The 20,253-nt window shown below is 73.2% G+C and carries 13 protein-coding genes and 1 tRNA gene; 4 read left to right on the forward strand and 10 right to left on the reverse strand.

The genetic code is table 11. From position 1 onward, the window contains the following. Positions 1-153: 153 nt before the first annotated feature. Positions 154-1,446 (reverse strand): glycosyltransferase family 2 protein, encoded by a 1,293-nt coding sequence (locus Q9R26_RS09380; RefSeq protein ID WP_311227112.1) that lies wholly within the window; start codon positions 1,444-1,446, stop codon positions 154-156. Between the two features lie 182 nt (positions 1,447-1,628). Here Q9R26_RS09380 and Q9R26_RS09385 point away from each other — a divergent pair, with 182 nt between their 5' ends. The 4 genes from Q9R26_RS09385 to Q9R26_RS09400 all read left to right on the forward strand — a co-directional run bounded on the left by Q9R26_RS09385 (position 1,629) and on the right by Q9R26_RS09400 (position 5,592). Further along, entirely contained in the window at positions 1,629-1,853 is a 225-nt protein-coding gene (locus tag Q9R26_RS09385) for a hypothetical protein (RefSeq protein ID WP_123312254.1), read from the forward strand. A gap of 105 nt (positions 1,854-1,958) precedes the next feature. Continuing rightward, positions 1,959-2,873 carry a beta-1,6-N-acetylglucosaminyltransferase gene (locus tag Q9R26_RS09390; RefSeq protein ID WP_311227113.1) on the forward strand — a complete coding sequence of 305 codons (915 nt, stop codon included), beginning with the start codon at positions 1,959-1,961 and terminating at the stop codon, positions 2,871-2,873. Continuing rightward, positions 2,870-4,414 (forward strand): lipopolysaccharide biosynthesis protein, encoded by a 1,545-nt coding sequence (locus tag Q9R26_RS09395; protein WP_182067069.1) that lies wholly within the window; start codon positions 2,870-2,872, stop codon positions 4,412-4,414. Before Q9R26_RS09390 ends, Q9R26_RS09395 begins: the two co-directional genes overlap by 4 nt. Beyond that, positions 4,411-5,592, forward strand: coding sequence for a glycosyltransferase family 4 protein (locus Q9R26_RS09400; protein WP_311227114.1), 1,182 nt, complete (start codon positions 4,411-4,413; stop codon positions 5,590-5,592). Before Q9R26_RS09395 ends, Q9R26_RS09400 begins: the two co-directional genes overlap by 4 nt. 65 nt (positions 5,593-5,657) lie before the next feature. Here the strand turns inward: Q9R26_RS09400 and Q9R26_RS09405 are convergent, their stop codons facing one another. The 9 genes from Q9R26_RS09405 to gltX all read right to left on the reverse strand — a co-directional run bounded on the left by Q9R26_RS09405 (position 5,658) and on the right by gltX (position 20,195). Beyond that, complete coding sequence (locus Q9R26_RS09405; protein WP_311227115.1) at positions 5,658-6,665, reverse strand: glycoside hydrolase family 16 protein; 1,008 nt, start codon at positions 6,663-6,665, stop codon at positions 5,658-5,660. After that, positions 6,662-8,596: a PIG-L family deacetylase gene (locus Q9R26_RS09410; protein ID WP_311227116.1), complete on the reverse strand. Its 1,935-nt coding sequence runs from the start codon at positions 8,594-8,596 to the stop codon at positions 6,662-6,664. The genes Q9R26_RS09405 and Q9R26_RS09410 overlap by 4 nt, the downstream gene beginning before the upstream one ends. Then, positions 8,583-12,137, reverse strand: a complete 3,555-nt coding sequence (locus Q9R26_RS09415) for a glycosyltransferase (protein WP_311227117.1) — start codon at positions 12,135-12,137, stop codon at positions 8,583-8,585. The genes Q9R26_RS09410 and Q9R26_RS09415 overlap by 14 nt, the downstream gene beginning before the upstream one ends. Further along, on the reverse strand, positions 12,134-13,099 hold the full coding sequence (locus Q9R26_RS09420; RefSeq protein WP_182067156.1) for a glycosyltransferase family 2 protein: 966 nt from the start codon (positions 13,097-13,099) through the stop codon (positions 12,134-12,136). Before Q9R26_RS09420 ends, Q9R26_RS09415 begins: the two co-directional genes overlap by 4 nt. Further along, positions 13,096-14,037, reverse strand: a complete 942-nt coding sequence (locus tag Q9R26_RS09425; RefSeq protein WP_209135419.1) for a glycosyltransferase family 2 protein — start codon at positions 14,035-14,037, stop codon at positions 13,096-13,098. The genes Q9R26_RS09420 and Q9R26_RS09425 overlap by 4 nt, the downstream gene beginning before the upstream one ends. 397 nt (positions 14,038-14,434) lie before the next feature. Continuing rightward, complete coding sequence (locus tag Q9R26_RS09430) at positions 14,435-17,200, reverse strand: alpha/beta fold hydrolase (RefSeq protein ID WP_311227118.1); 2,766 nt, start codon at positions 17,198-17,200, stop codon at positions 14,435-14,437. A gap of 379 nt (positions 17,201-17,579) precedes the next feature. Continuing rightward, positions 17,580-17,651: transfer RNA gene (locus Q9R26_RS09435), tRNA-Gln, on the reverse strand. Positions 17,652-17,699: 48 nt separating this feature from the next. Further along, positions 17,700-18,701 carry an NAD(P)/FAD-dependent oxidoreductase gene (locus Q9R26_RS09440; RefSeq protein ID WP_311227119.1) on the reverse strand — a complete coding sequence of 334 codons (1,002 nt, stop codon included), beginning with the start codon at positions 18,699-18,701 and terminating at the stop codon, positions 17,700-17,702. A gap of 6 nt (positions 18,702-18,707) precedes the next feature. Next, positions 18,708-20,195 carry a glutamate--tRNA ligase gene (gene gltX / locus Q9R26_RS09445; protein ID WP_311227120.1) on the reverse strand — a complete coding sequence of 496 codons (1,488 nt, stop codon included), beginning with the start codon at positions 20,193-20,195 and terminating at the stop codon, positions 18,708-18,710. Between the last annotated feature and the right edge of the window lie 58 nt (positions 20,196-20,253).

Consider the following 20,253-nt stretch of genomic DNA (forward strand, 5'->3'; position numbering starts at 1 on the left):
CGACGGACGGGAGGCCCGTGGCAGCGTCGCCATGGGCCTCCCGTCCGTGCGTTGCGCACGCAACGAGCGACAAGACACCTGTCGTACGACGACCGTCTTGTCGCAAACCGGGTGCGCCCCCGCCCGCCTCGCCCAGCGCGCCCGCCCCGCACCTCAGCGTGCGGTCAGCCGCCCGGCCACGTACCGCCACGGCCCGCCCAGCGCGGCCGTCAGCTCGGCGCGCTTGAGCCCGCGCGTCGCCTCGGTGAACTCGGCGTCGACGGGCCAGCCGCCGCTCGCGTCGACGGGGCGCTCGTCGGCGCCCTGCCCGAGCGCGCCGAGCCGCCGGAGGGCCCCGACCGCACGCCGCAGCACCGCGAACGCGGTCGACGGACGCAGCACGAGCTTCGTGACCCAGGCGCCGAGCCCGGTGCCGTAGCCGATCGCCTGCGAGCGCAACGCGGCACGATCCTTGCGGTGCTCGTGCCAGACGACGGCCGAGGGCTCCACGGCGAGCGCCCCGCCGGCGAGCAGCACGCGGGTGAACAGGTCCGGGTCCTCACCGGCGCGGGCACGGGTGCCGGGGCCGAGGGCGACGTCGAAGCCACCGAGCTGCCGGACGGCGTCGCGCCGCACGGACATGTTCGCGCCGGTGCCGAACGCACCGACCGTGAACGGGAACAGGGGCTCGTCGACGGGTGGTGCTGCAGTGCGGTACACCCGGCGTTCGAGGTTCCGCGCCCAGGTCACCCGCTCGTCGAAGAACCGCTGGGTGGGGGTCCGCAGCTCGCCGCTCGGGACGAGTCCGGTGACGCACCAGACGTCCGCGTCGCGCTCGTAGGCGGCGGCGATGGCGGCCATCCAGTGGCGGTCGACGACGACGTCGTCGTCGATGAAGGCGACGATGCCACCCGTGGCGAGGGCGAGTCCGGCGTTCCTGGCCCGGGAGACGCCGGCGCGTGCTTCGAGGACGTAGTGCAGGCGCGGGTCGTCGATCGCCGCCACGACGTCGCGCGTGCCGCTGGTGACGGGGGCGTTGTCGACGACGAACAGCTCGAAGTCGTCGTACGCGGAGTCGAGGACGGAGCGCACGGCGCGGGCGAGCGCCACGGGACGCTCGCGGGTCCCGATGACGACGGAGACGCGTGCGCCGTCCGCGGGGGCGTCGACCGCGAGGCCCGGTGCGGGCAACCGACGCAGGGCCGGTCCCAGCTCGGCCGGGTCCACCGCCCCGCGGTCGTCGACGCGCACGTCGACGAACCCGGCGACGTCGCGGCCGTCGCGCACCATGAGGCGGGCGCGGCGGAAGCCGTCGGCGCCGGCGAGGCGCACGGTGCCGGCGGCGAGCGCCGCGGACCGGTCGACGGCGCCGACCCATGCAGCTCCGGCCCAGGTGGGGGCGTCGGGCGAGGGCATCGCCGGGTCGAGTGTGAGGGCTCGTTCCGCGGTGCTGGTCTGGTCGGTCATGGTCGTCCCGTCGGGCCGGTCTGGTCGGGTGGACGTGGCAATGGTCCGCGCGCGTCGACAGGGGGTCAACCGCGATGCTCGGAGGATGCGGGGAGGCTGCGGTTTGCCGCCACTAGACTCGCGGGAGACGCCGGTCGACCCGCCGGTGCGACCCCGGTCCCCGCCGGACACGAGGAGGACGCATGCCGCTGGCCCGCACGATGGACCGGCTCGGCCTGACCAGGCGTCCACGCCCGACGCTGCGACTGGTGCCGGACCCCGACGCGTCCGATCTCGTGGTGGTGCACCTCGACGCCGACGACGCCGCGTGCGGCACCTGCGGGCACGCCCAGGCGGCGCACGAGCACTACCGTCCGGGCACGGACTGCGCGCTCTGCGACTGCCCGAAGTTCCGCCGCGCCCGCTGACCCGATCCCCCTCGATCGGGGGGCTCCTGCGGGAAACCGCCGTTCCCCCGCAGGTGGTCCCGACCGCCCTTGTCGGTGTTCGTGGGCCCGCTTAGCGTCGCGGACATGGTCATCACTCCCACGCCGCTCGCGTGCATCGTCCTCGCCCACGAGGACCCGACGCACGTCCGTCGGCTCGTGGCGGCGCTCGACCCGTTCCCGGTGTTCCTGCACTGCGACGCGAGCACCGACGACGACGCGTTCGAGGCGATGACCGCCGGCCTGCCCGAACGGGTGCACGTGCTGCCGCGGATGCGCACCGGATGGGCGAAGTGGGAGAACGTCGAGGCCGAGGTCGCCGGCTACCGCGCCGCCCTGTCCGGGACCGACGCCACGCACGTGGCCCTGCTGACGGGCAGCGACTACCCGTTGGCCGACGCCGAGGAGATCTCGGCGCTCCTGGCGGCGAACCCCGGCCGGTCGTTCGTCGAGGCGACGCCGCTGCCGCATCCCGCGTGGGGTCGGGACGGCGGTCGGTCGCGCGTGCGTTTCCGGCACTGGGCGTGGCGGAAGCACATGCTGCGCCTGCCGATCCCCCGACGCGTCCCGCGTGACGTCGTGTTCGGCGGCGGCTCGCAGCTCAAGGTCCTGGCCCGCCACCACGCGCAGGGCGTCGTCGACGTGTTCGACCAGCGCCCCGACCTGGTGGCGTTCTGGGAGCGCGTGTGGATCGGCGACGAGACCTTCGTGCCGTCGGTCCTGCTGACCCCGGAGTTCACCCCGGACTTCACGGACGCCCACGCGGCGCAGCCGCTCTGGTGGATCGGGTGGGACGGCACGAAGCAGAAGAGCCCGCCGTGGCTCGGCATCGAGGACGCCGGCCGGTTGCTGGAGCGTCGCACGTCGGCCGACCAGTCGACGCCGTACGTGTTCGCCCGCAAGTTCTCGACGTCGCGCAGCACCGACCTGCTCGACGTGGTCGACGCGACGTTCGGGCTCCGCACGTCCGCCGACGACCAGCCGGTGGTGGTGGCGCAGTGACCGTCCCCCAGACCCGACGCGAGGCCCGTGCGGCCGAGGCGGCTGCGCTGGCGGCACAGCCCGACGACGACGAGCTCGAGGCGTCCGTGCAGCCGGCGGCCCCCGGCGCGCTGTCCACCGACACGGACTCGATCGCCGTCGCACGCGGATCGTCCGTCCTGTTCGGCCGTGGCCTGCTCTACGTGGTCGTCTGGTCGATGCAGCTCGTCGTGAGCTCGCTGATCTCCCCCGTGCTCGCACACCTGATGCCGCCGGCCGAGTTCGGCGTGCTGGCCTCGGCGATCGCGCTGTACCAGGCGCTGGTGGTCGTGGCCGTGTGCGGCATCGACCAGGCGTCGGTGCTGCAGCGCGCCGAGGACGGCGACGACCGGCGTGCCCGCGGCCTGGTGTTCGTCGGCATGGTCACCGCGGTCACCGTCACGGTGTTCGCCCTGGTGTCGATCCCGCTCTGGGGGGACGCCGCGGGCTTCGTCGATCAGCACCCGCTGCTGCTGGTGGCCGTGCTCTGGACCGGACCCGCCGCGATCGTGCAGCTGTCCCTCGCGCTGCTCGTCGCCCAGGACCGCATCCGCGTGTTCGCCGTCACGAGCCTGCTGTCGTCCGTCGGCGGGTCGATCATCGGCCTCGGGCTGCTCGCCGCCGTGCACGCCGACGCCACCACGTACGCGTGGGGCGGGGTCGTGGCGCAGGGCGCCGCGATGGTGATCGGCATCGTCGCCACGAAGCCGCGGTTCCGCGGTCTGTTCGACCACCGCACCACGGTCCGGGCGTTCAAGCTCGGTGTCCCGATCGCGCTCGGCAGCCTGTCGTACTTCGTCCTGAACGCCGGTGACCGGCTCGTCGTGCAGCGTCTCCTCGGTGCCGACGAGGTCGCCCGCTACCAGATCGCCTACGTCGTCGGCTCCGCGGTCATCCTGCTGCTGACCTTCACGAACCAGGCCTGGGCGCCGCACTTCGCCGCCCTCCGCGACGCCGTGGCCCGCCGCCGGCTCGCGATGCACGCCCGTGACGAGCTCTACATGCTGCTCGCCCCTGTGCTCGTCGCGGTCACGCTCGTGTCGCCGGTGGCGCTGCCGATCCTGGCACCGGCGTCGTACCGGGTCGAGTCCCTCACCGTCGTCGTCTTCGTGGTCGCGTTGACCGCGTTCCCGGTGGTCGCGAGCGGTGCGACCGGCCGGCTCCTGCTGGTCGAGCGCCGCGGGGTGACGGTCGGCGTCATCGGTGCCGTCGCCGGCGTCGTGAACATCGCGGCGAACCTGGTGCTGGTGCCCCTGACCGGCATCGTCGGCGCGGGCATCGCCACCGTCATCGCCTACGCCGTCCTCGCTGCGCTGCAGCAGGCCTCCCTGCCGGACCGCCGCGAGTGGCGCGGTCCCCGACGCCGGGTGCTGCTGGCCATCGCGATCGCGATCGTCGTCGCCGCGGCCTCGCTCCTGCCCCCGCAGGACCTCGCTTGGAACATCGTCCGCGTCGTCGGCGTCGCCGCGTGCCTGCCCTGGTTCTTCCGTCGCCTGAAACTCGCTCGCGGAGGATCCGCATGACCCGTCCCACCTCCCGTCCGCTGCGTGTCGTCGTCGCCACCAACGGACTCGCCATCACCGGCGGCGTCGAACGCTGCGTCGTCGAGGACGTCGGCGAGCTCGTCGCGGCCGGCCACGACGTCGAGGTGTGGCACCGTGCCGGCGCGGACGGCGACCCGGACGCGGGCCGCGCGGTGTTCGACCAGCTGGGCGTCCGACTGCGTCATGCCCGCGACTACCGCTTCGGCATCCGCTCCGCCCCGACGGACGTGCTGCGCTTCGTCCGCGAGGGCCTGCGCCTCCGCCGGTCGCGTCCCGACGTCCTGTGGCTGAACCGTCCGGAGTTCCTGCCGTGGGGCCGCGTGGTGTCGTTCGTGTCCGGCGTCCCCCTGGCCGTGCACCTGCACCACGCCCCGAACTACCGTCGGCTCGGCCCGTTCGCCGGAGGGCGGTCCCGCTACCTGGCGGTCTCGGCGGCGATGGCACGTGCCTGGACCGCAGTCGGTGCTCCGCCGGACCGGGTCGACGTGGTCCCGAACGGCGTCGACACCGCGGCGTTCCCCGCCGCCACCGCTGCGAGCACGCGAAGCGCGCGCACGGCACTCGGCCTCGACCAGGACCGCCCCGTGGTGCTGTACTACGGTCGGCTCACGCGGTCGAAGGGCGTGCTGGCCCTCCTGGAGGCATGGGGGCGCGTCCACGCGTCGGCCCGTGTCCTCGTCGGGCCCGGCACACCGCCCGCCCCGGCTCCGGTGCTCGTCCTGGCCGGTGCGCTCTACCCGGAGGACGCCCCCGCCGTGCACCGCGCGATCGCCGCGCTGCCCGAGGGTGCCGTCGTCGTGGTGCCCGAGCGGGACGACGTCGTCCCGCTGCTGCACGCCGCGGACGTCGTGGTGGCGCCCTCCATCGAGCCCGAGGGGTTCGGCCGCGTGGTCGTCGAGGCGATGTCCACCGGACGCCCCGTCGTCGCGGCGGCGACCGGCGGCACGGCCGAGATCCTGAGCGGCGAGTGGGCACGCTTCACCGTCGATCCGACCGAGACCGCAGCGCTGGCCGACACGGTCATCGAGGCGTTGCACGCCGCCGAGGCCGAACCGGGATTGGCGGACCGGTGCCGCGCCTGGGTGCGGGACCGGTACGGTCGGGAGCGGCACGTCGCGGCGCTGCTCCGGGCGCTCGAGGCGCACGCGAAGCACTGACGGACGACGACGACCAGAGCGGTGCCGACGACCAGGTCGGCACCGCTCTGGTCGTTCGGGACCACTCAGTCGTCCGGGACCGTCGTCGCGGTGTCGTCCGGCAGCGACGCGCTCGGCTCGGCACCGTCCGCCGGCACGTCGATCGTCATCCAGTCGATGAGGAGCGACCCGGCGGCGTCCGCCGGCGGGTTCCCGGCGTTCGACCCGGCCTGCACCACCAGGTGCATCCGAGCCGTCGGGATGTTCTCCGTCGTGGTGCCGACGACCTCGTCGTCGACCAGGAACGACATCCGGTCGGCGGTCCACTCGATCGTGTAGGTGTGCCAGTCCTGCAGCGACGCCTCGGTCTGCTGGTGGATGCACTTCTCGGCGGGGTCCGCCAGGCAGTGCACGTTGAGCCACGCGGGCGCGCCGAGCGCTCCCTCGGGGAAGTCGATCTCACCGTCCGACCACAGGTTCTCGTCGCTCCAGAGCAGCACGGCGACGCCGTACCCGTCGACCTCGTCGCTCCGCATCCGGATGCTGTACCGGCCGGCGGTCTGCCCGCCCCACTCGCCGTCGACGAGCGGCACGACACCGCCCGCCAGCGGCACCCCGGCGCGCGTGGTGCGCAGGCGCACGTCGAGCACGCCGTCGTGCGTCGACAGGGTCGACGCCTGGTAGCGCCCCGTCCCCGCGGTGTCGGCGAACCCGTGGTAGGCGACGAACCGGTCCGAGTACCGGGACTCGAAGGTCCGGTTCGTGGCGGCGTCGGCGAAGTCCTCGCCGAACACCCGGGTCCACCCCTCCGGCTCGGAGCTCGGCATCGAGACGCCGCTCGGGTCGTCGAGGGTCACGTCGTCACCGTTCGCCGTGGTGGTCGCGGTCGTGGTGCCGGCGACGATGCCGACAGCCACGAGCAGGGCGCCGGCCGCGAACGCGGTCCGGCGGGTGCCGGGGCGCCGCGGCGGCCGGTGCCGGGACAGGCCACGACCGTGTGCCGGTGGGGCGCCGTGGGCCGATGCCGCGTCGTCGGCGACGTGTTCCGACCACGTGGGGCGGGCCTCCTGGCCGTCACCCTGCTCGTCGGTCACCCGGTCGTCCACGCGCGGACCTCGGAGAGTCCCACGTTGCCCGTGCTGTCCGAGACGCCCGTCACCGTGAAGCGCACCCAGGTGACGTCACGCGGGGTGAAGTCGACCGTCAGGGCGTCGCCGCCGTTCGGCAGGGTGCCGACCGCGACCTGGCTGCCGTCCGAGAACGTCAGGGTGCCGCTGGTGACCTGGTCCGAGCTGTTCGGGCGGTCGTGCAGGACGATCCGACCGAGGTGCTGCGAGGCGGCCCAGTCCAGCTGGATCCACACCCCCTTCCGGCCCCACGGGGCGACCCACTCGGCCGTCGGGTTGTCGGGGTAGCCCGACACGACGCCGTCCACCGCCTTGGCGACGGTCTGCCCGGTGGACTGGTCGTCCCACGCGGCGGTCGGGGTGGCCGACCCGGTGACGTCCGACAGCGTCGGGGTCGGCGTCGGGGTGGGCGTGGGCGTCGGCGTCGGCGTCGGTGTCGGCGTCGTGTCCGCCGGCCGGAAGGCCCGGATCTCGGCGAGGCCGACGTTCCGGGTCGTACCGCTGACCGAACCGACCGTGAAGCGCACCCAGCTGACCTGCCGGGCGCTGAACGTGACGCGTTGCACGGCGCCGCCGTTGTCGAGCGACGGGACCGCGACGCTCGAACCGTCGGAGAACGTCAGCGTGCCGCCGGTGACCTGGTCGTCGCCGTTCGGACGGTCGGCGAGGTCGATCTCGTGCAGGGTCGTGCCGGCTGCCCAGCCCAGCTGGATCCAGGTGCCGACGCCGCCCCACGGAGCTGCCCACTCGGCGGTCGGGGCGTCGGGGTACCCGCTCACCACGCCGTCGACGGCCTTGACGGCCGTCTGGCCGTCCGCCGGGTTCTCGGCGCTCGCGGTGACGGTCGCACCGGCGGTGACATCGGTGCCCTCCGCGGGCAGCGGTTCGGTCGGGTCGGTGGGGTCGGTCGGGGGCTCGGCCGACGAGCCGACGGCGTACTGCCGGCTCAGCCAGGAGCCCTCCGGGCGCGACGCGCAGGCGGACGTGGAACCGCAGGTCTCACCGTCGTACGCGGCGTAGGCGAAGAACGCGGCCGCCTTCGCGGCGGCCTGCGCGGCGCTGAGGTTCGCGGGGCGGTTCGCGATCGGGTACCCGAGGTACCCGGTGAAGGTGTGGGCCGCGGTGTACGTCGCCTGGGCCTCGTCGGCGAGGTACGCGACGGTGTGGTGGTCGCTGTGGTCGCCGTCGCCGTACGTGCCGCCGTGGTCGAGGGTGTGGATCTCGGTGGGCGCGTACCCGGTGACGAGCCCGGCGAAGGTCGCGCGCAGGGACGTGAGCGAGTACGACGTCGGCTGCGATGCCCCGTCCACGGTGTGCATCGTCGGGATGTGGCCCTCGTAGAGCTTCTCGAGGCTCTCGTCGTCGGTGGCCGCGAAGCCCGACCCGTCGATGTTCCCGTCCGGCAGCTCGAGGAACACCAGGCTGAGCTCGGGATGCGTCGCCAGTGTCTCCGTGCGCAGGGTGTTCCCGGCCACGACGACCTGACCGGTGGTCCAGTCCGCGTCGACGCCGGCGATCTCGGCGTACGAGGCCATCAGGCCGTCCTCACGGGCCTGCCAGTACCAGGCGGGCTTGCCGGCGTCGCCCGCCGTCACGACGACGGAGCGGACGCACTTGCCCGCGTCGACGTCGGCGCGCAGTTCGGTGCCCGAGAAGAGCAGGTCGTCGTCGGCGTGCGCCACCATCGTGAGCACCCGGCCGGCGCTGCAGTCCGCACCGGCGGCGGCCCCCGACGCCGACGACTGTCCGGTCGTGGTGTCGGCGAGCGCCGCTCCACCGGTCGCGGTGAGCGTCGGGACGACGAACGCCACGAGGCCGAGCACCGCCGCGGCGGACGCGGCGCCGATGCGCCGCGTCCGCCGGGAGGTCCGGACCGTGTCGTGCTCAGTTCGTGGCATGTGCCAGCCCTTCCCGGGTCAGTTCGTAGACGGCGGTGGTGCCGGAGCCGAAGACGCGCTTCCAGTAGGGCGAGTCGGCCATCGCGGCCGCGAGCTCCTGGTAGTCGGCGTCGGTCTGGTAGCCGTAGCGCTCGTCGTAGGCGCCGAACGGCTCGGCGACCAGGGCGTAGTACTTCGTCGCCGGCCAGTCGAGGACGAACTGGCGGGTCATCGTGGACACGTCGGCTTCGGCGTCGTAGCCCTGCGGCTCCGGGTACGCCCCGAGGACCTCGCGGGACAGTGCCCCGACGTCGAAGTAGCGGGCGCCGGTGTTGCTCGGGACGGCGTTGGCCGACCCGGTGAGCAGCATCATCGAACCCTTCGGCGCGGTGGAGTCGTAGAACTGCGTCGCCGCCGACTGGCTGCGCGTCGGGACGCGGTTCCAGTCCAGGGCGGTCTGGCCGAAGGCGCCGACCCCGACCATCGCGGCCACCGCAGCTGCGGCGACGACGACCTGGACGGCCGTGGGTCGCATCGTGCGGGTGAGGAGGCGACCGACGGGAGCCAACCGGCCGCTGGGCATCGGGAGGCCCGCAGCCAGGATCGCGATCCACGGTGTGGCGAACAGCACGACGCGGAAGATGCCCTCCTGGCCGTAGTTCGTCGCGACGAGCAGCGAGATCGGGCTCGCGGCCGTGGCCAGCAGCCCCCAGTGCACGCGGTCCCGGCGCATCAGCACCGTGATCAGGGCGACGAGGCCGAGCACCACGAGCGCCGCTGCGGGGATGTCGAACGCGAGCCGGGTGACGAGCGGCTTCGGCAGGACGGTCATGTCGTGCGACGGCGGCTGCACGTTGTCGAGCACCTTGCCGACGGCCCCGAGGGACAGGAACTTCCCGAGGATGTCGTCGTTCAGCAGGGCGAAGCCGACGGCCGGCACGAGCACCACGATCGGGAGCCACCAGGGTCGGAGCAGCCGGAACACGATGAGCGTCACGAGTGCGGCGACCGTCAGGTACGGCGAGATCTGGTGGGTGACGACCAGCACGATGCCGATCACGGTGATGGCGATGATCCGGGACAGGCCCACGCGGCGTGCCCGCAGCACGGTCGAGCGGACGCCGTCCGCAGCGGTCGCGGCGGTGCGTCGCAGCGGGCCGACGGCCAGCACGAGGATCACCAGGGACATCAGGATGCCCACCGACTGCGGCGAGAAGTACGTCGTGTTGAGCGAGCCGGTCATCGCGGTCAGGAACGCCGCGATCCAGGGGCGGCGGTTGCCCGGCAGCCAGTTGGCGGCGAGGACCCCCACGGCGATCGTCGTGCTGAAGGCCAGCAGGACGGGGACCCACGCGGCGATGGTCATCGCGTTGTCGATCCCGCCGACGTCCGCGACCCAGGCGCCGCCGGCGAACAGCCCGGACCACGTCTGGAAGATGTCGGCGGCCGGGTTCGTCGAGCCCCAGCGTCGGATGTACTCGAGCACGCCGATGTGGCGGGCGGCCGCCATGACGGTGGGCATGCCGTAGGTGATGGCCTGCGCGAGCTGGACCGCCCCACCGAGCACGACGACCGGGATCGCGAGTCCGCGGTCGCGCACCAGGGCGACGACGGCAGCGGCGACGACGATCGCCAGTCCGACGACCAGGCCGGGGCCGAGCGAGCCGAACAGCCCGTCCGGTACCGGGTCGCCGATGTGTGTGAGCGCGGCGATGACGATGATGAGCAGCCCGACGACCGAGCCGGCCGTGACGGTGTGGGTGGTGGTCCAGCGGCGGGCGGTTGCCCCCTCGGCAACCGGCGCAAGGCGCGCCCGCTGCAGTTCGGCGACGTCCCGCGGCACGGCGACGGCGAGGGCGACCGCGGTGAGCACGACGACACCGACGAACGGTGCGGTGGGGTTCCAGAGCTGGAAGGTCGCCATCGTGTAGCCGATGGCGATCGTCCCGACGAGCGACGCCGTGACCGCGAAGACGCTGAACCGGGCCAACGGCATCGGGCGGACGAGCAGCAGCGGGGCGACGCCGAGCAGCGCGAACAGGTACACGCCGATCGCACTCCCCCGCAGGACCGGGAGTCCGGCGAGCGCCGCGACCCCGGCGACGAGGAGCGTCAGGACGACGATCGCCGCTGCGGTGAGCCGCGCGACCGGGCTCATGGCGTCCACCGCGGCCGGGCGGGCCGGACCGGCCGAGGCCAGGCCGTGCCTGAGCTCGTGACGGCCGCGGGCGTTCCGGTCGATGGTGCCGCCGCCACGCAGCCGTTCGGTGAGTGCGAGGAACGGCGCCGCCAGGACCGAGCGACGTTCGACCCCGCGCAGTCGCCGCCGGGTGGCGGCGAACTCGGTGTCGACCGCGTCCGGGACGCGGTCCTCACCGGTGCCGGGCTGGTCGCCGGCGATGTCCGTCACACGGTCGCCCTGCTCGAGGCCGAGTCGTGCGAAGGCGCTGAGCGCCTCGGGCGCTGCGTCCACCGATGCGGTGAGCGACTCGCGGTCGATGGCGTTCTTGGTCATCCAGGCTCCGAGTCCGTGGCCGTGCGCGGCAGCGGCGGCGCGGAGCGACGCGACGTCGTCCGCCGATCGCTGCCACGCGATGGCGGCCGGTTCGACGGCGATCGCGGATCCGGCGAACAACAGTCGTGTGAAGAGGTCGAGGTCGTCGCCGGCGCCGACGCGGGTCCCCGGTCCGAAGGCGGTGTCGAAGCCGCCGATCCGGAGCGCGGTCGCACGGTGCACGGCCAGGTTCGCACCGGTGCCGTAGGCAGCGGCGGCGAAGGGGTGGTGCGGGGGTGCGTCGTCGGTGTCGTCGAGGCGGAACACCCGACGGCGGACGGTCCGGCCGGCCGCGGTGCGGTCGTCGTGCCAGCGCTGCGCGGGGGTGCGCAGCTCGGCGCTCGGGACGAGTCCGGTGACGCAGGCGACGTCGGGGTCGGTCGCGAAGGCGCGGGCGATCGCGGCGATCCAGGCGCCGTCCACGATGGCGCCCTCGTCCACGAACGCGACGACGTCGCCGGTCGCCACGAGCAGACCGGCGTTCCGCGCGGCGGCGAGCCCGCCGTCGGGCGCGGGGATGGTGGTGACGCGACGTCCTCCGATGTCGACCGTCGCCACGCCGCCGTCGTCGGCGCCGTGCGAGACGACGACGACGTCGAAGTCGGGGTGCCCGTTCGCGAGCACCGACCGCATGGTCGTGCCGGCCGCACCGTCCGTGCAGAGCACCACGGTGACGGACGGCAGCACCAGACCTGCTGCCGGCCGACGCTCGGGTGCCGGCATGGGCCGGATCGCGCGCTGCAGCGCACGCACATCGATGGTGCCGCCGATGCGGCGGCGTTCGGTGATCTCGGCCTCGACGAAGCCGAGCGGCTCGCCGTGGTCGCGGACGAGCAGGCGTGCTCGCCCGTACCCGGCAGATCCCTGCAGGGCGATGACGTCCCGGTGGCTCGACACGTGCACGTCGGCACGGTCCACCTCGCCAACCCAGAGCGCGCCGTCCCAGGTGGGGACGAGCGGCCCGGTCACGACCGGCGAGAGGACCATCGCCAGGGTCGCGCGGGTCACGGTGTGCCCACCGGCTGCGGGAGCGGGGCGGGCGCGGGCGGCGTCCGCACGACGACGGTGCCGAGGACCCGGCCGACGGCGTAGCCCGCGACCGTCGAGACGACGGAGAGCGCGATGGCGTACGCCCGCAGGCCTCCGCCACGACCGACGTGACGCAGTTCGCGCAGCACGGCGCCCGGGATCACCCGGGTCAGGTAGGTCGACTCGCTCGCGAGCGAGTCGCCGGTGCCGACCCGACGGCTCAGCACGGCCTTCGAGATGCCCTCGTAGTAGCTGCGGCGGCGCAGGTAGCGCATCGTCACACGGTCCGGGGAGACCCGGTGCGAGACGTTCGAACGCGGTTCGTACCGGATCCGCGCACCGGGACGGGCCTGGGCGATGCGGATGCAGAGTTCGGTCTCCTCGCAGCCGAGCGGCTGGTTGCCGACGCGGCCGATGCCGGAGCGGAAACCGCCGGCGAGCAGGATCGCGTCGCGGCGGAACGCCATGCTCGACCCGATGACGTTGCGGACGTCGCCGGGGGTCTCCGGCAGGCCCCGGTACGAGCAGCCGACGATCCAGAGGAGCTCGTCCGCGTAGGGGCCGGCACCGGTGGCGGTGGGCCAGGACGGGGTGGCCCGACCGCCGACGCCGACGACGTCGGGGTCCTCGAGTGCGGTGAGCATGTGCCCGAGCCAGTCGGGGTCCGCGGTGGCGTCGTCGTCCAGGAACGCGACGACGTCGGCGTCGGTCAGGGCGACACCGGTGTTCCGGGCTCCGGAGAGTCCGCGGTCCTCGGTGTTCGGGACGACCCGGAGTTCCGGCCAGCGCGCGGCGGCGCGAGCCAGGAGTTCTGGCTCGTGGTCGATGACGACGACGACCTCGGGGCCCTCGGGCTGGCGCTTGGCCGACTCGACGCTGTCCTGCAGGTCACCCCAGCGCTGCTGGGTGTAGGCGCAGATGACGACCGCGACGGTCGTCACGCGACTTCCTCCTCGAGGCTGGCGACAGCGGCGACGGGTGCGCCGGCCGGGGCGTGCCCGGCCGCGTGGACCGTCGCGTGCGCTGCAGCCGGGGCCGCGTGCGGCGCCGCGGCGTGCGGCGCGGCGTGCGGCGCGGCGGCCAGCTGCTCGGCCGGCGGCACGACGCTCATTGCGGCACGGCGGACTTCTGAGCGGCCGATCGCGGCGCGGCGACGCTCGTGCATGATCGACTTCAGCACACGAATGCCGTCGGTCACGGCGTTGAGGTTGCTGGAGCCGTGCACGCGGAGCTTCTCGTGGCTCGGCACCTCGGTGATCGCGAGCTCGGCGGCCGACCAGCGGCAGGTGAGCACGGTCTCGATCTCGAACCCGTCGCCCCACAGCATCGAGCCGTCGGTCGGCTTCGGCAGCTCGGAGGACAGCAGGCCGATCTCCGGCAGGACGTCCGCCCAGAAGGCGTTGTAGCCGTAGCAGAGGTCGCTGTAGCGGGTGCCGAGGATGATGTTGCAGAGCATGTTCAGGCCGCGGTTGCCCATGTTCCGGACGATCGTGATGTCGTCGCTGCCACCGCCGAGCGAGTACCGGGTGCCCTTCGCGACGTCGGCGCCGTCGACGAGTGCCTGCACGAACCGCGGGATCTCGTCGGGGTCCGCGGAGCAGTCGGCGTCGAACATGACGACGATGTCGCCGGTGACGGCCTCGAACCCGCAGGCAAGGGCGTTGCCCTTGCCCTTGCGGGTCTGGTGGACGACGCGGATGTCGGGCATCACGCGCTGGGCGGCTGCGATGGTGTCGTCGACGGAGTTGCCGTCGACCAGGATCACCTCGTACACCGGCGGGAGCTTCGGGAGGATGATCTCGAGGTTGCGGGCCTCGTTCCGCGCCGGGATGACGACGGAGACCCTCGGGTCTGCAGGGCGGACGGTACGTGCGGGCATGGCGCGGTCCTGTCGGGTCAGGGTTGCTGTCGGGTGGTGGCTCGTCGAGACGAGCGGCGCGTCCTCGGATGACGCATCGACGACGGTGACCGTCGTCGGTCGAGCAGCGGGACGCGGGTACGACGCCGCCGGCTTCGCAGGTGGATGGGTACTCTCCCCGCGTGTCCAACCATCGTCGCGGGGTGACAGGCGGTCAATGCGCGGTGTGGTCCATTGCGGACACTCGGCCGTGGATACGGAAACCCGCAACACCGCGCGGCCACGTGCCGTGGACGCACGGACGGACGGACGGGCGCGCCCCGCAGAGCGGCAACGCGAAGCGTTGCGCGGGGCGCGCCGACCGAGCCTGCGAGGGAGGTGTGCCAGCTGGCACCGGGCCTCCCGTCCGTCGACCGTCTCAGATCCGGGCCGCGCCCTCCGTCGCGAACGCCGCACGCAGCGCGGTCGCGAGGTCGGCCACGTGCGGTTCCCGCAGCAACGAGCTGTGCTCGGCGGCGATCCGCACGGTCTCGGTCCGGCCGCGCAGCAGCGCGGACCAGCCGGCGGCGTCCGGGTTCGCGTCGGCGAGCACGTACGTCGCCCGCCCGTGGAACGGCGTCGGGTGGTGCCGCCGGGTGACGAGCTCGGCCTGGTCGAAGAAGGCGTCGAAGTCCTTCTGGCCGCCGTGCCGCAGCACACCGGCGCTGTAGGCGCGCATCCGCTTCGCGACGTGGTCGCCCCACGACATGCCCGTGGGCATGACCCGCCGGACGGCCCCGGCGAGGCGCTCGCCGGCGGCGCGGACTGCGGGGTTCCGGTGCTCGCGCGGCTCGAGCCGGCCGAACTGCTGTCGGACCCCCTCAGCGCCCGTCCGCGGCAGGTAGGTGTCCAGCAGCGCGACGTGCTCGACCTGCTCGCCGCTCTCGGTGAGCAGTCGGGCGATCTCGAGCGCGATCAGCCCACCGAGCGAGTGGCCGACCAGCAGGTACGGTCCGCGTGGCTGCACGATGCGCATGAGGGCGACGTACCGGCGGGCGCTGGCCTGGATGCTCCAGTCCGGCATCCCCCGACGCTCGAGGCCGTGCTGCTGGAACGCGTACACGTCGTGCTCGGGCAGGTAGCGGGACAACGGCAGGAACGTCAGCGCGAGCGCTCCGCCGCCGGCGAAGCAGAACACGGGGGGACGGCCGGATTCGCGCGCGCCGGACACCTTGACCACGTCGGGGTGGCTCGGCAGCGCCGTCGTGCCGCTGCGCACCCGTCGGGCGAACGCCCGGAGCGTGGGGTGCTGCAGCACGTCCGAGGACCGCAGGTCGACGCCGAGCCGGTCCTGCACGACGGCGAGCATCTCCTCGGCCGAGAGCGAGTCGCCCCCGAGCGCGGAGAAGTCCTCGTCCAGGTGCACACCGCGCAGGCCGAGCACCTCGGCCCAGATCTGCCCCACGACGAGCTCCCACTGGTCGTACTCGCCCTCGGCCATCTCGGTCTCGACGCTCGGTGCCCCGGGGAGTTCGGCGCGGTCGACCTTGCCCCGCTCGTTCCGCGGCAGTTCGGTCATCGGCACGATCGACGCCGGCACCATGTACTCGGGCAGCCGCGCACGGAGCGCCCGTCGGAGCGCGCCCGGTGCCGGGGTGCGGTGCCCCGGGCGACCGACCACGTAGGCGACGAGCCGGGTGACGGAACCGGGGTCGACCTGCGCCGTCACGACCGCGTCGTGCACCTCGGGGACCGCGCGGAGCGTCGCCTCGACCTCACTCGGCTCGACCAGGTAGCCGCGGACCTTCACGGCGTCGTCGGATCGGCCGAGCAGCACGAGCCGGCCGTCGGGGTCGATGCGTGCCAGGTCGCCCTGCCGCCAGCTCGGGGTCCCGACGGGGATGCCGGCACCGGCTTCGGCCTCACCGGTGCGTCCGGCCCGTTCGGCGGTCTTCTCCGGCGCGCCCCAGTAGCCCGCGGTCAGGGCGTCGGAGACCACGACGAGCTCGCCGGTCTCCCCCGGGTCGGCAGGGCTGCCGTCCTCACGGAGCACGAGCACCGTCTTGCCGGGCAACGGCCACCCGGCGGGCACGACGCCCTCAGGCACCGGCTCCCCCGGGGCCACCGGGCAGTACGCGACGCAGGCGGTCTCGCTGGAGCCGAAGGCGTTCAGGAGCAGCGTGTCCGGGTCCAGGTGGGGTCGGGCCGCGGCGAGGTCGGCGCCGGTGACGGACTCGCCCGTGGTCATCAGGAAGCGCAGGCCGCCGAGCACCGGTGCGGTCCCGGCGGCCGTTCCGTGCGACCCGGGCGCGTTCTGCGACCCGATGATCGAGCGCAGCAGGTGCGGGGTGCAGACGAGCACGTTCACGTCGTCGTCCCGGAACCGCCCGAGCAGCCGCTCGACACCGAGTTCACGCGGTTCGAGCAGCACGATGGTGCCGCCGCAGAGCAAGGTGTCGAACGAGAACAGGAGCCCGGCCGCGAACGACAGCGGCAGGACGACACCGAGCCGATCGCCCGGGCCCAGGCCGAGTGCGGCCGCGTCCTGCTCCGCGTTGGCGATCTGCTGCCGGTGCGTCAGGACCACGCCCTTCGGCATGCCGGTCGAGCCGGAGGTGAAGACGATGGCGAAGGGGTCCCGCCCACCGGGCTGCGCCCGGGCGGTGTCCAACGACGGAGCCGCGCCGGGTTCGCTCGCGTCCAGCAGCTCGCCGAGTGCGTGCACCCGGCCGTCCCGTTCAGCGACGACGTCGGCGGCCAGCACCGCACGCTCGGCGTCGGCCAGGATCTCGTCGACGCCGGCGAGGCGGGCCACGTGCACCAGGCGTGCGGCGGGCAGGTGGTCGTCGAGCACCACCACGGTCCGTCCGGCACGCACCAGCGCCAGGATGCCGATCACGGCCTCGGTCGACTGTCCCGCCATCAGCCCGACCGGCTTCGAGGCCCCGCCCGGGGCGTCGCCGACGCCGGCGCCGCTGTGGTCGTCGGGTCGGAGCGTCACGGCCAGGGCTGCAGCCAGCGCGCGCGAGGCCCGGTCCGCTTCGGCGTAGGTGTACGGACGGCCGTCCCCCGCGAGCGCGGCGGCGTCGCCCCGGAGTGCCACCACGCGGTCCCAGCGGTCCAGCACGGAGTGGTCGGCCGCCGCGGGCACGGCTGCGGGGTGGGTCCAGGAATCGACGGTCGTCAGCGGGTCGACGGAGGTCACGATGACACCTCGGGTGCTCAGCAGCGGACCGCCACGACTCCCGCGACGGTCTTCCGACCGTAGGACCGCGCTCTCCCCGCCCGCGAGCAGGTGACGGCCCGGTGCGGGGAACCGCAACCCGGCCGGGAGGCGCGGCCTGCGCCCGCCACGGACGGTACGCCTCCGGAACGACCGGACCACCGCCGTGGGCGCCTCCCGCGCGTCAGCTCGACCGGCTCGGAGATCGTGCGGTTCCGCGCAACCTCCCGATCAGCCGTGGTGTGACCGTGGATCGGCCCTGCATCCCCGATGGGGATGCTCGGAACCAGCGACGTTCGGAACGAGAACAGCCCGGAACGAGAACAGCCCCCGGGTTGTCCCGGGGGCTGTTCGTCGAGTGCTGGGGTACCTGGACTCGAACCAAGAACGACGGTACCAGAAACCGCTGTGTTGCCAATTACACCATACCCCAAAAGGCCTGTCGGCCTTCTGGCCCGGTCACCCGGGGCACGATCAACTACTATACAGCATCCCGGAGGTCCGCGAGACCACCCACCAGGTCTCGGTGCACGGCGGCGGCCGTCACGGCTCCGTGTCCGGCGGCGACGATGAGCTGCTCCGGCCCGGGAGGCGTGACGTCTCCCACCGCGTAGAGCCCAGGGACGGACGTCCGGCCCACCCGGTCGACCACGAGGAGTCCTTGCGTGTCGCGCTGGAGCCCCTCGAGCGGTTCGGGCGTGTCGGCGGCCGCGTCAGCGCTGGCGCTCGCGCGCAGCCAGTCGAGGTCCGCGTGCCACACGGGACGCACGAACCCACCCGTCCGGGGCTCGACGTGGCCGTCGGCGAGCCTGACGCCGGTCATCCCGGAGCGATCGCCCTCGAGGTCCTCCACGACCCGCTCGTCCACGACGACCCCAGCGGCCGACAGCCGAGCGCGACCCGGGGCATCGAGGGGCGCCACCCCGTTCGTGTAGACGATCAGGTCGTCGGTCCACGCGGCGATGAGCAGTGCGCGGTCGACGAGGTCGTCGGTCTCGCAGATGAACGCGAGCGGCTGTCCGGCCTTGTCGTACGCATCGCACTCGACGCAGCTGTGCACAGCCGTGCCGTAGAACGCACGCAGCATCGGCAGCGAGGGGAACTCCTCACGCAGCCCCGTCGCCACGACCACCGTCCGGGCGAGGGTCTCGAGCTCGGTGCCGCGCCACGAGCCGTGCACCCGCCAGGTGTTCGTGTCGGCGTCCGGGGCCACCAGATCGACGACGGACTGGACGACCGTCGCTTCCGGGTACCCCTCGACCTCGGTCCGCCCGAGCTTCCGGAGTTCGAGCGGCGAGATCCCGTCCCGCGTCAGGAACCCGTGCGACCGCAGCGTCGCGGCGTTCCGGGGACGGTTCGCGTCGACGAGCAGCACGGTGCGCTTCGCCCGGACCAGGTTGAGCGCAGCGCTCAGCCCGGCCGGACCGGCGCCGATGACCGCGACGTCGTGCACGACCGGGTCGGCGTGCTCCGTGCTGCCCATGATCGGTCAGCGCGCCGCGAGGGCACGGAGCCGGGTCAGGGTGGACGCCTTGCCCAGGATCTCCATCGACTCGAACAGCGGCGGACTGATCCGGCGTCCGGACACCGCCACCCGCAGCGGGCCGAAGGCGACGCGGGGCTTCAGGCCGAGCTCGTCGATGAGGGCCGCACGGAGCGCACCCTCGATGGCCTCGGTGGTCCAGTCCTGGACACCCTCGAGCGCGGCGGTGCTCGCCGTCAGGACCGTTGCCGTGTCGCCCTTGAGCGAGGCCAGCGCGTCGTCCTCGACCACCAGGTCGGCGTCGGAGGTGAACAGGAAGCCGAGCATCGCCGGTGCCTCGCCGAGCAGCTGCATTCGCTCCTGCACGAGCGGAGCCGCCTTGGTCAGGACCTCGAGCTGCTCCTGGGTCGCCGGGTCGCTGATGAACTCCGACAGGTACGGCAGCAGACGCGACCGGAAGTCCTCCGGCGCCAGCAGACGGATGTGGTCCCCGTTGATCGCCTCGGCCTTCTTGTGGTCGAAGCGGGCCGGGTTCGGGTTCACGTCGGTGACGTCGAACGCCGCGACCATCTCGTCGATCGAGAACACGTCGCGGTCGGGGCCGATCGACCATCCCAGCAGCGCCAGGTAGTTGACGAGTCCCTCCGGGATCATGCCGGCGGCACGGTGGTGGAACAGGTTCGACTCGGGGTCACGCTTCGAGAGCTTCTTGTTGCCCTCCCCCATCACGTACGGCAGGTGCCCGAACACGGGGATGGAGGGGGCGAGGCCGATCTCGTACAGCGCCTCGTACAGCGCGATCTGGCGCGGGGTCGACGACAGCAGGTCCTCGCCCCGGAGCACGTGGGTGATGCCCATCAGGGCATCGTCCACCGGGTTCGTGAACGTGTAGAGCGGCTTGCCGTTCGGGCGGACCACCACGAAGTCGGGGAACGTGCCCTGCTTGAAGGTGATCTCGCCGCGCACCAGGTCGTCGAAGCTCAGGTCGCGGTCGGGGACGCGCAGACGGAGCGCCGGCTCCCGGCCCTCGTCCCGGAACGCCTGGCGCTCAGCGTCGGACAGGTCGCGCTCGTGGTTGTCGTAGCCCTGCTTCGGGTCACGACCAGCGGCCTTGTTGCGGGCCTCCATCTCGTCCGGCGTGACGAAGGACTCGTAGATGTGGCCCGACTCCTTGAGCTTCGCGATCACGTCGTCGTAGATCGCGGTGCGCTCGGACTGCCGGTACGGTCCGTGCTCACCACCGGCGTCCACGCCCTCGTCCCAGTCGAGCCGCAGCCAGCGGAGTGCATCGATGATCTGCGCGTACGACTCCTCGCTGTCGCGGGCGGCGTCGGTGTCCTCGATGCGGAACACGAGCTTGCCGCCGGTGTGCCGGGCGTAGGCCCAGTTGAAGAGCGCGGTGCGGATGAGCCCCACGTGCGGGGTCCCCGTCGGGCTCGGGCAGAAGCGGACGCGGATGTCGGAGCCGGAGGCAGTGGTGAATGGCGCAGTCATGACCCGTCAACCCTACCGCGGAGCCTGTCCCTCCAACCTGCCCTGTGGACGGGCCGTC

It is taken from the genome of Curtobacterium sp. BRB10, assembly GCF_031844325.1.
Lineage (GTDB): Bacteria > Actinomycetota > Actinomycetes > Actinomycetales > Microbacteriaceae > Curtobacterium > Curtobacterium poinsettiae_A.

Coding starts and splice junctions, on each gene's coding strand:
- Q9R26_RS09385 (WP_123312254.1), top strand. CDS start 1,629: ATGCCGCTGGCCCGCACGATGGACCGGCTCGGCCTGACCAGGCGTCCA.
- Q9R26_RS09380 (WP_311227112.1), bottom strand. CDS start 1,446: ATGACCGACCAGACCAGCACCGCGGAACGAGCCCTCACACTCGACCCG.
- Q9R26_RS09410 (WP_311227116.1), bottom strand. CDS start 8,596: ATGCCACGAACTGAGCACGACACGGTCCGGACCTCCCGGCGGACGCGG.
- Q9R26_RS09400 (WP_311227114.1), top strand. CDS start 4,411: ATGACCCGTCCCACCTCCCGTCCGCTGCGTGTCGTCGTCGCCACCAAC.
- Q9R26_RS09425 (WP_209135419.1), bottom strand. CDS start 14,037: ATGCCCGCACGTACCGTCCGCCCTGCAGACCCGAGGGTCTCCGTCGTC.
- Q9R26_RS09440 (WP_311227119.1), bottom strand. CDS start 18,701: ATGGGCAGCACGGAGCACGCCGACCCGGTCGTGCACGACGTCGCGGTC.
- gltX (WP_311227120.1), bottom strand. CDS start 20,195: ATGACTGCGCCATTCACCACTGCCTCCGGCTCCGACATCCGCGTCCGC.
- Q9R26_RS09390 (WP_311227113.1), top strand. CDS start 1,959: ATGGTCATCACTCCCACGCCGCTCGCGTGCATCGTCCTCGCCCACGAG.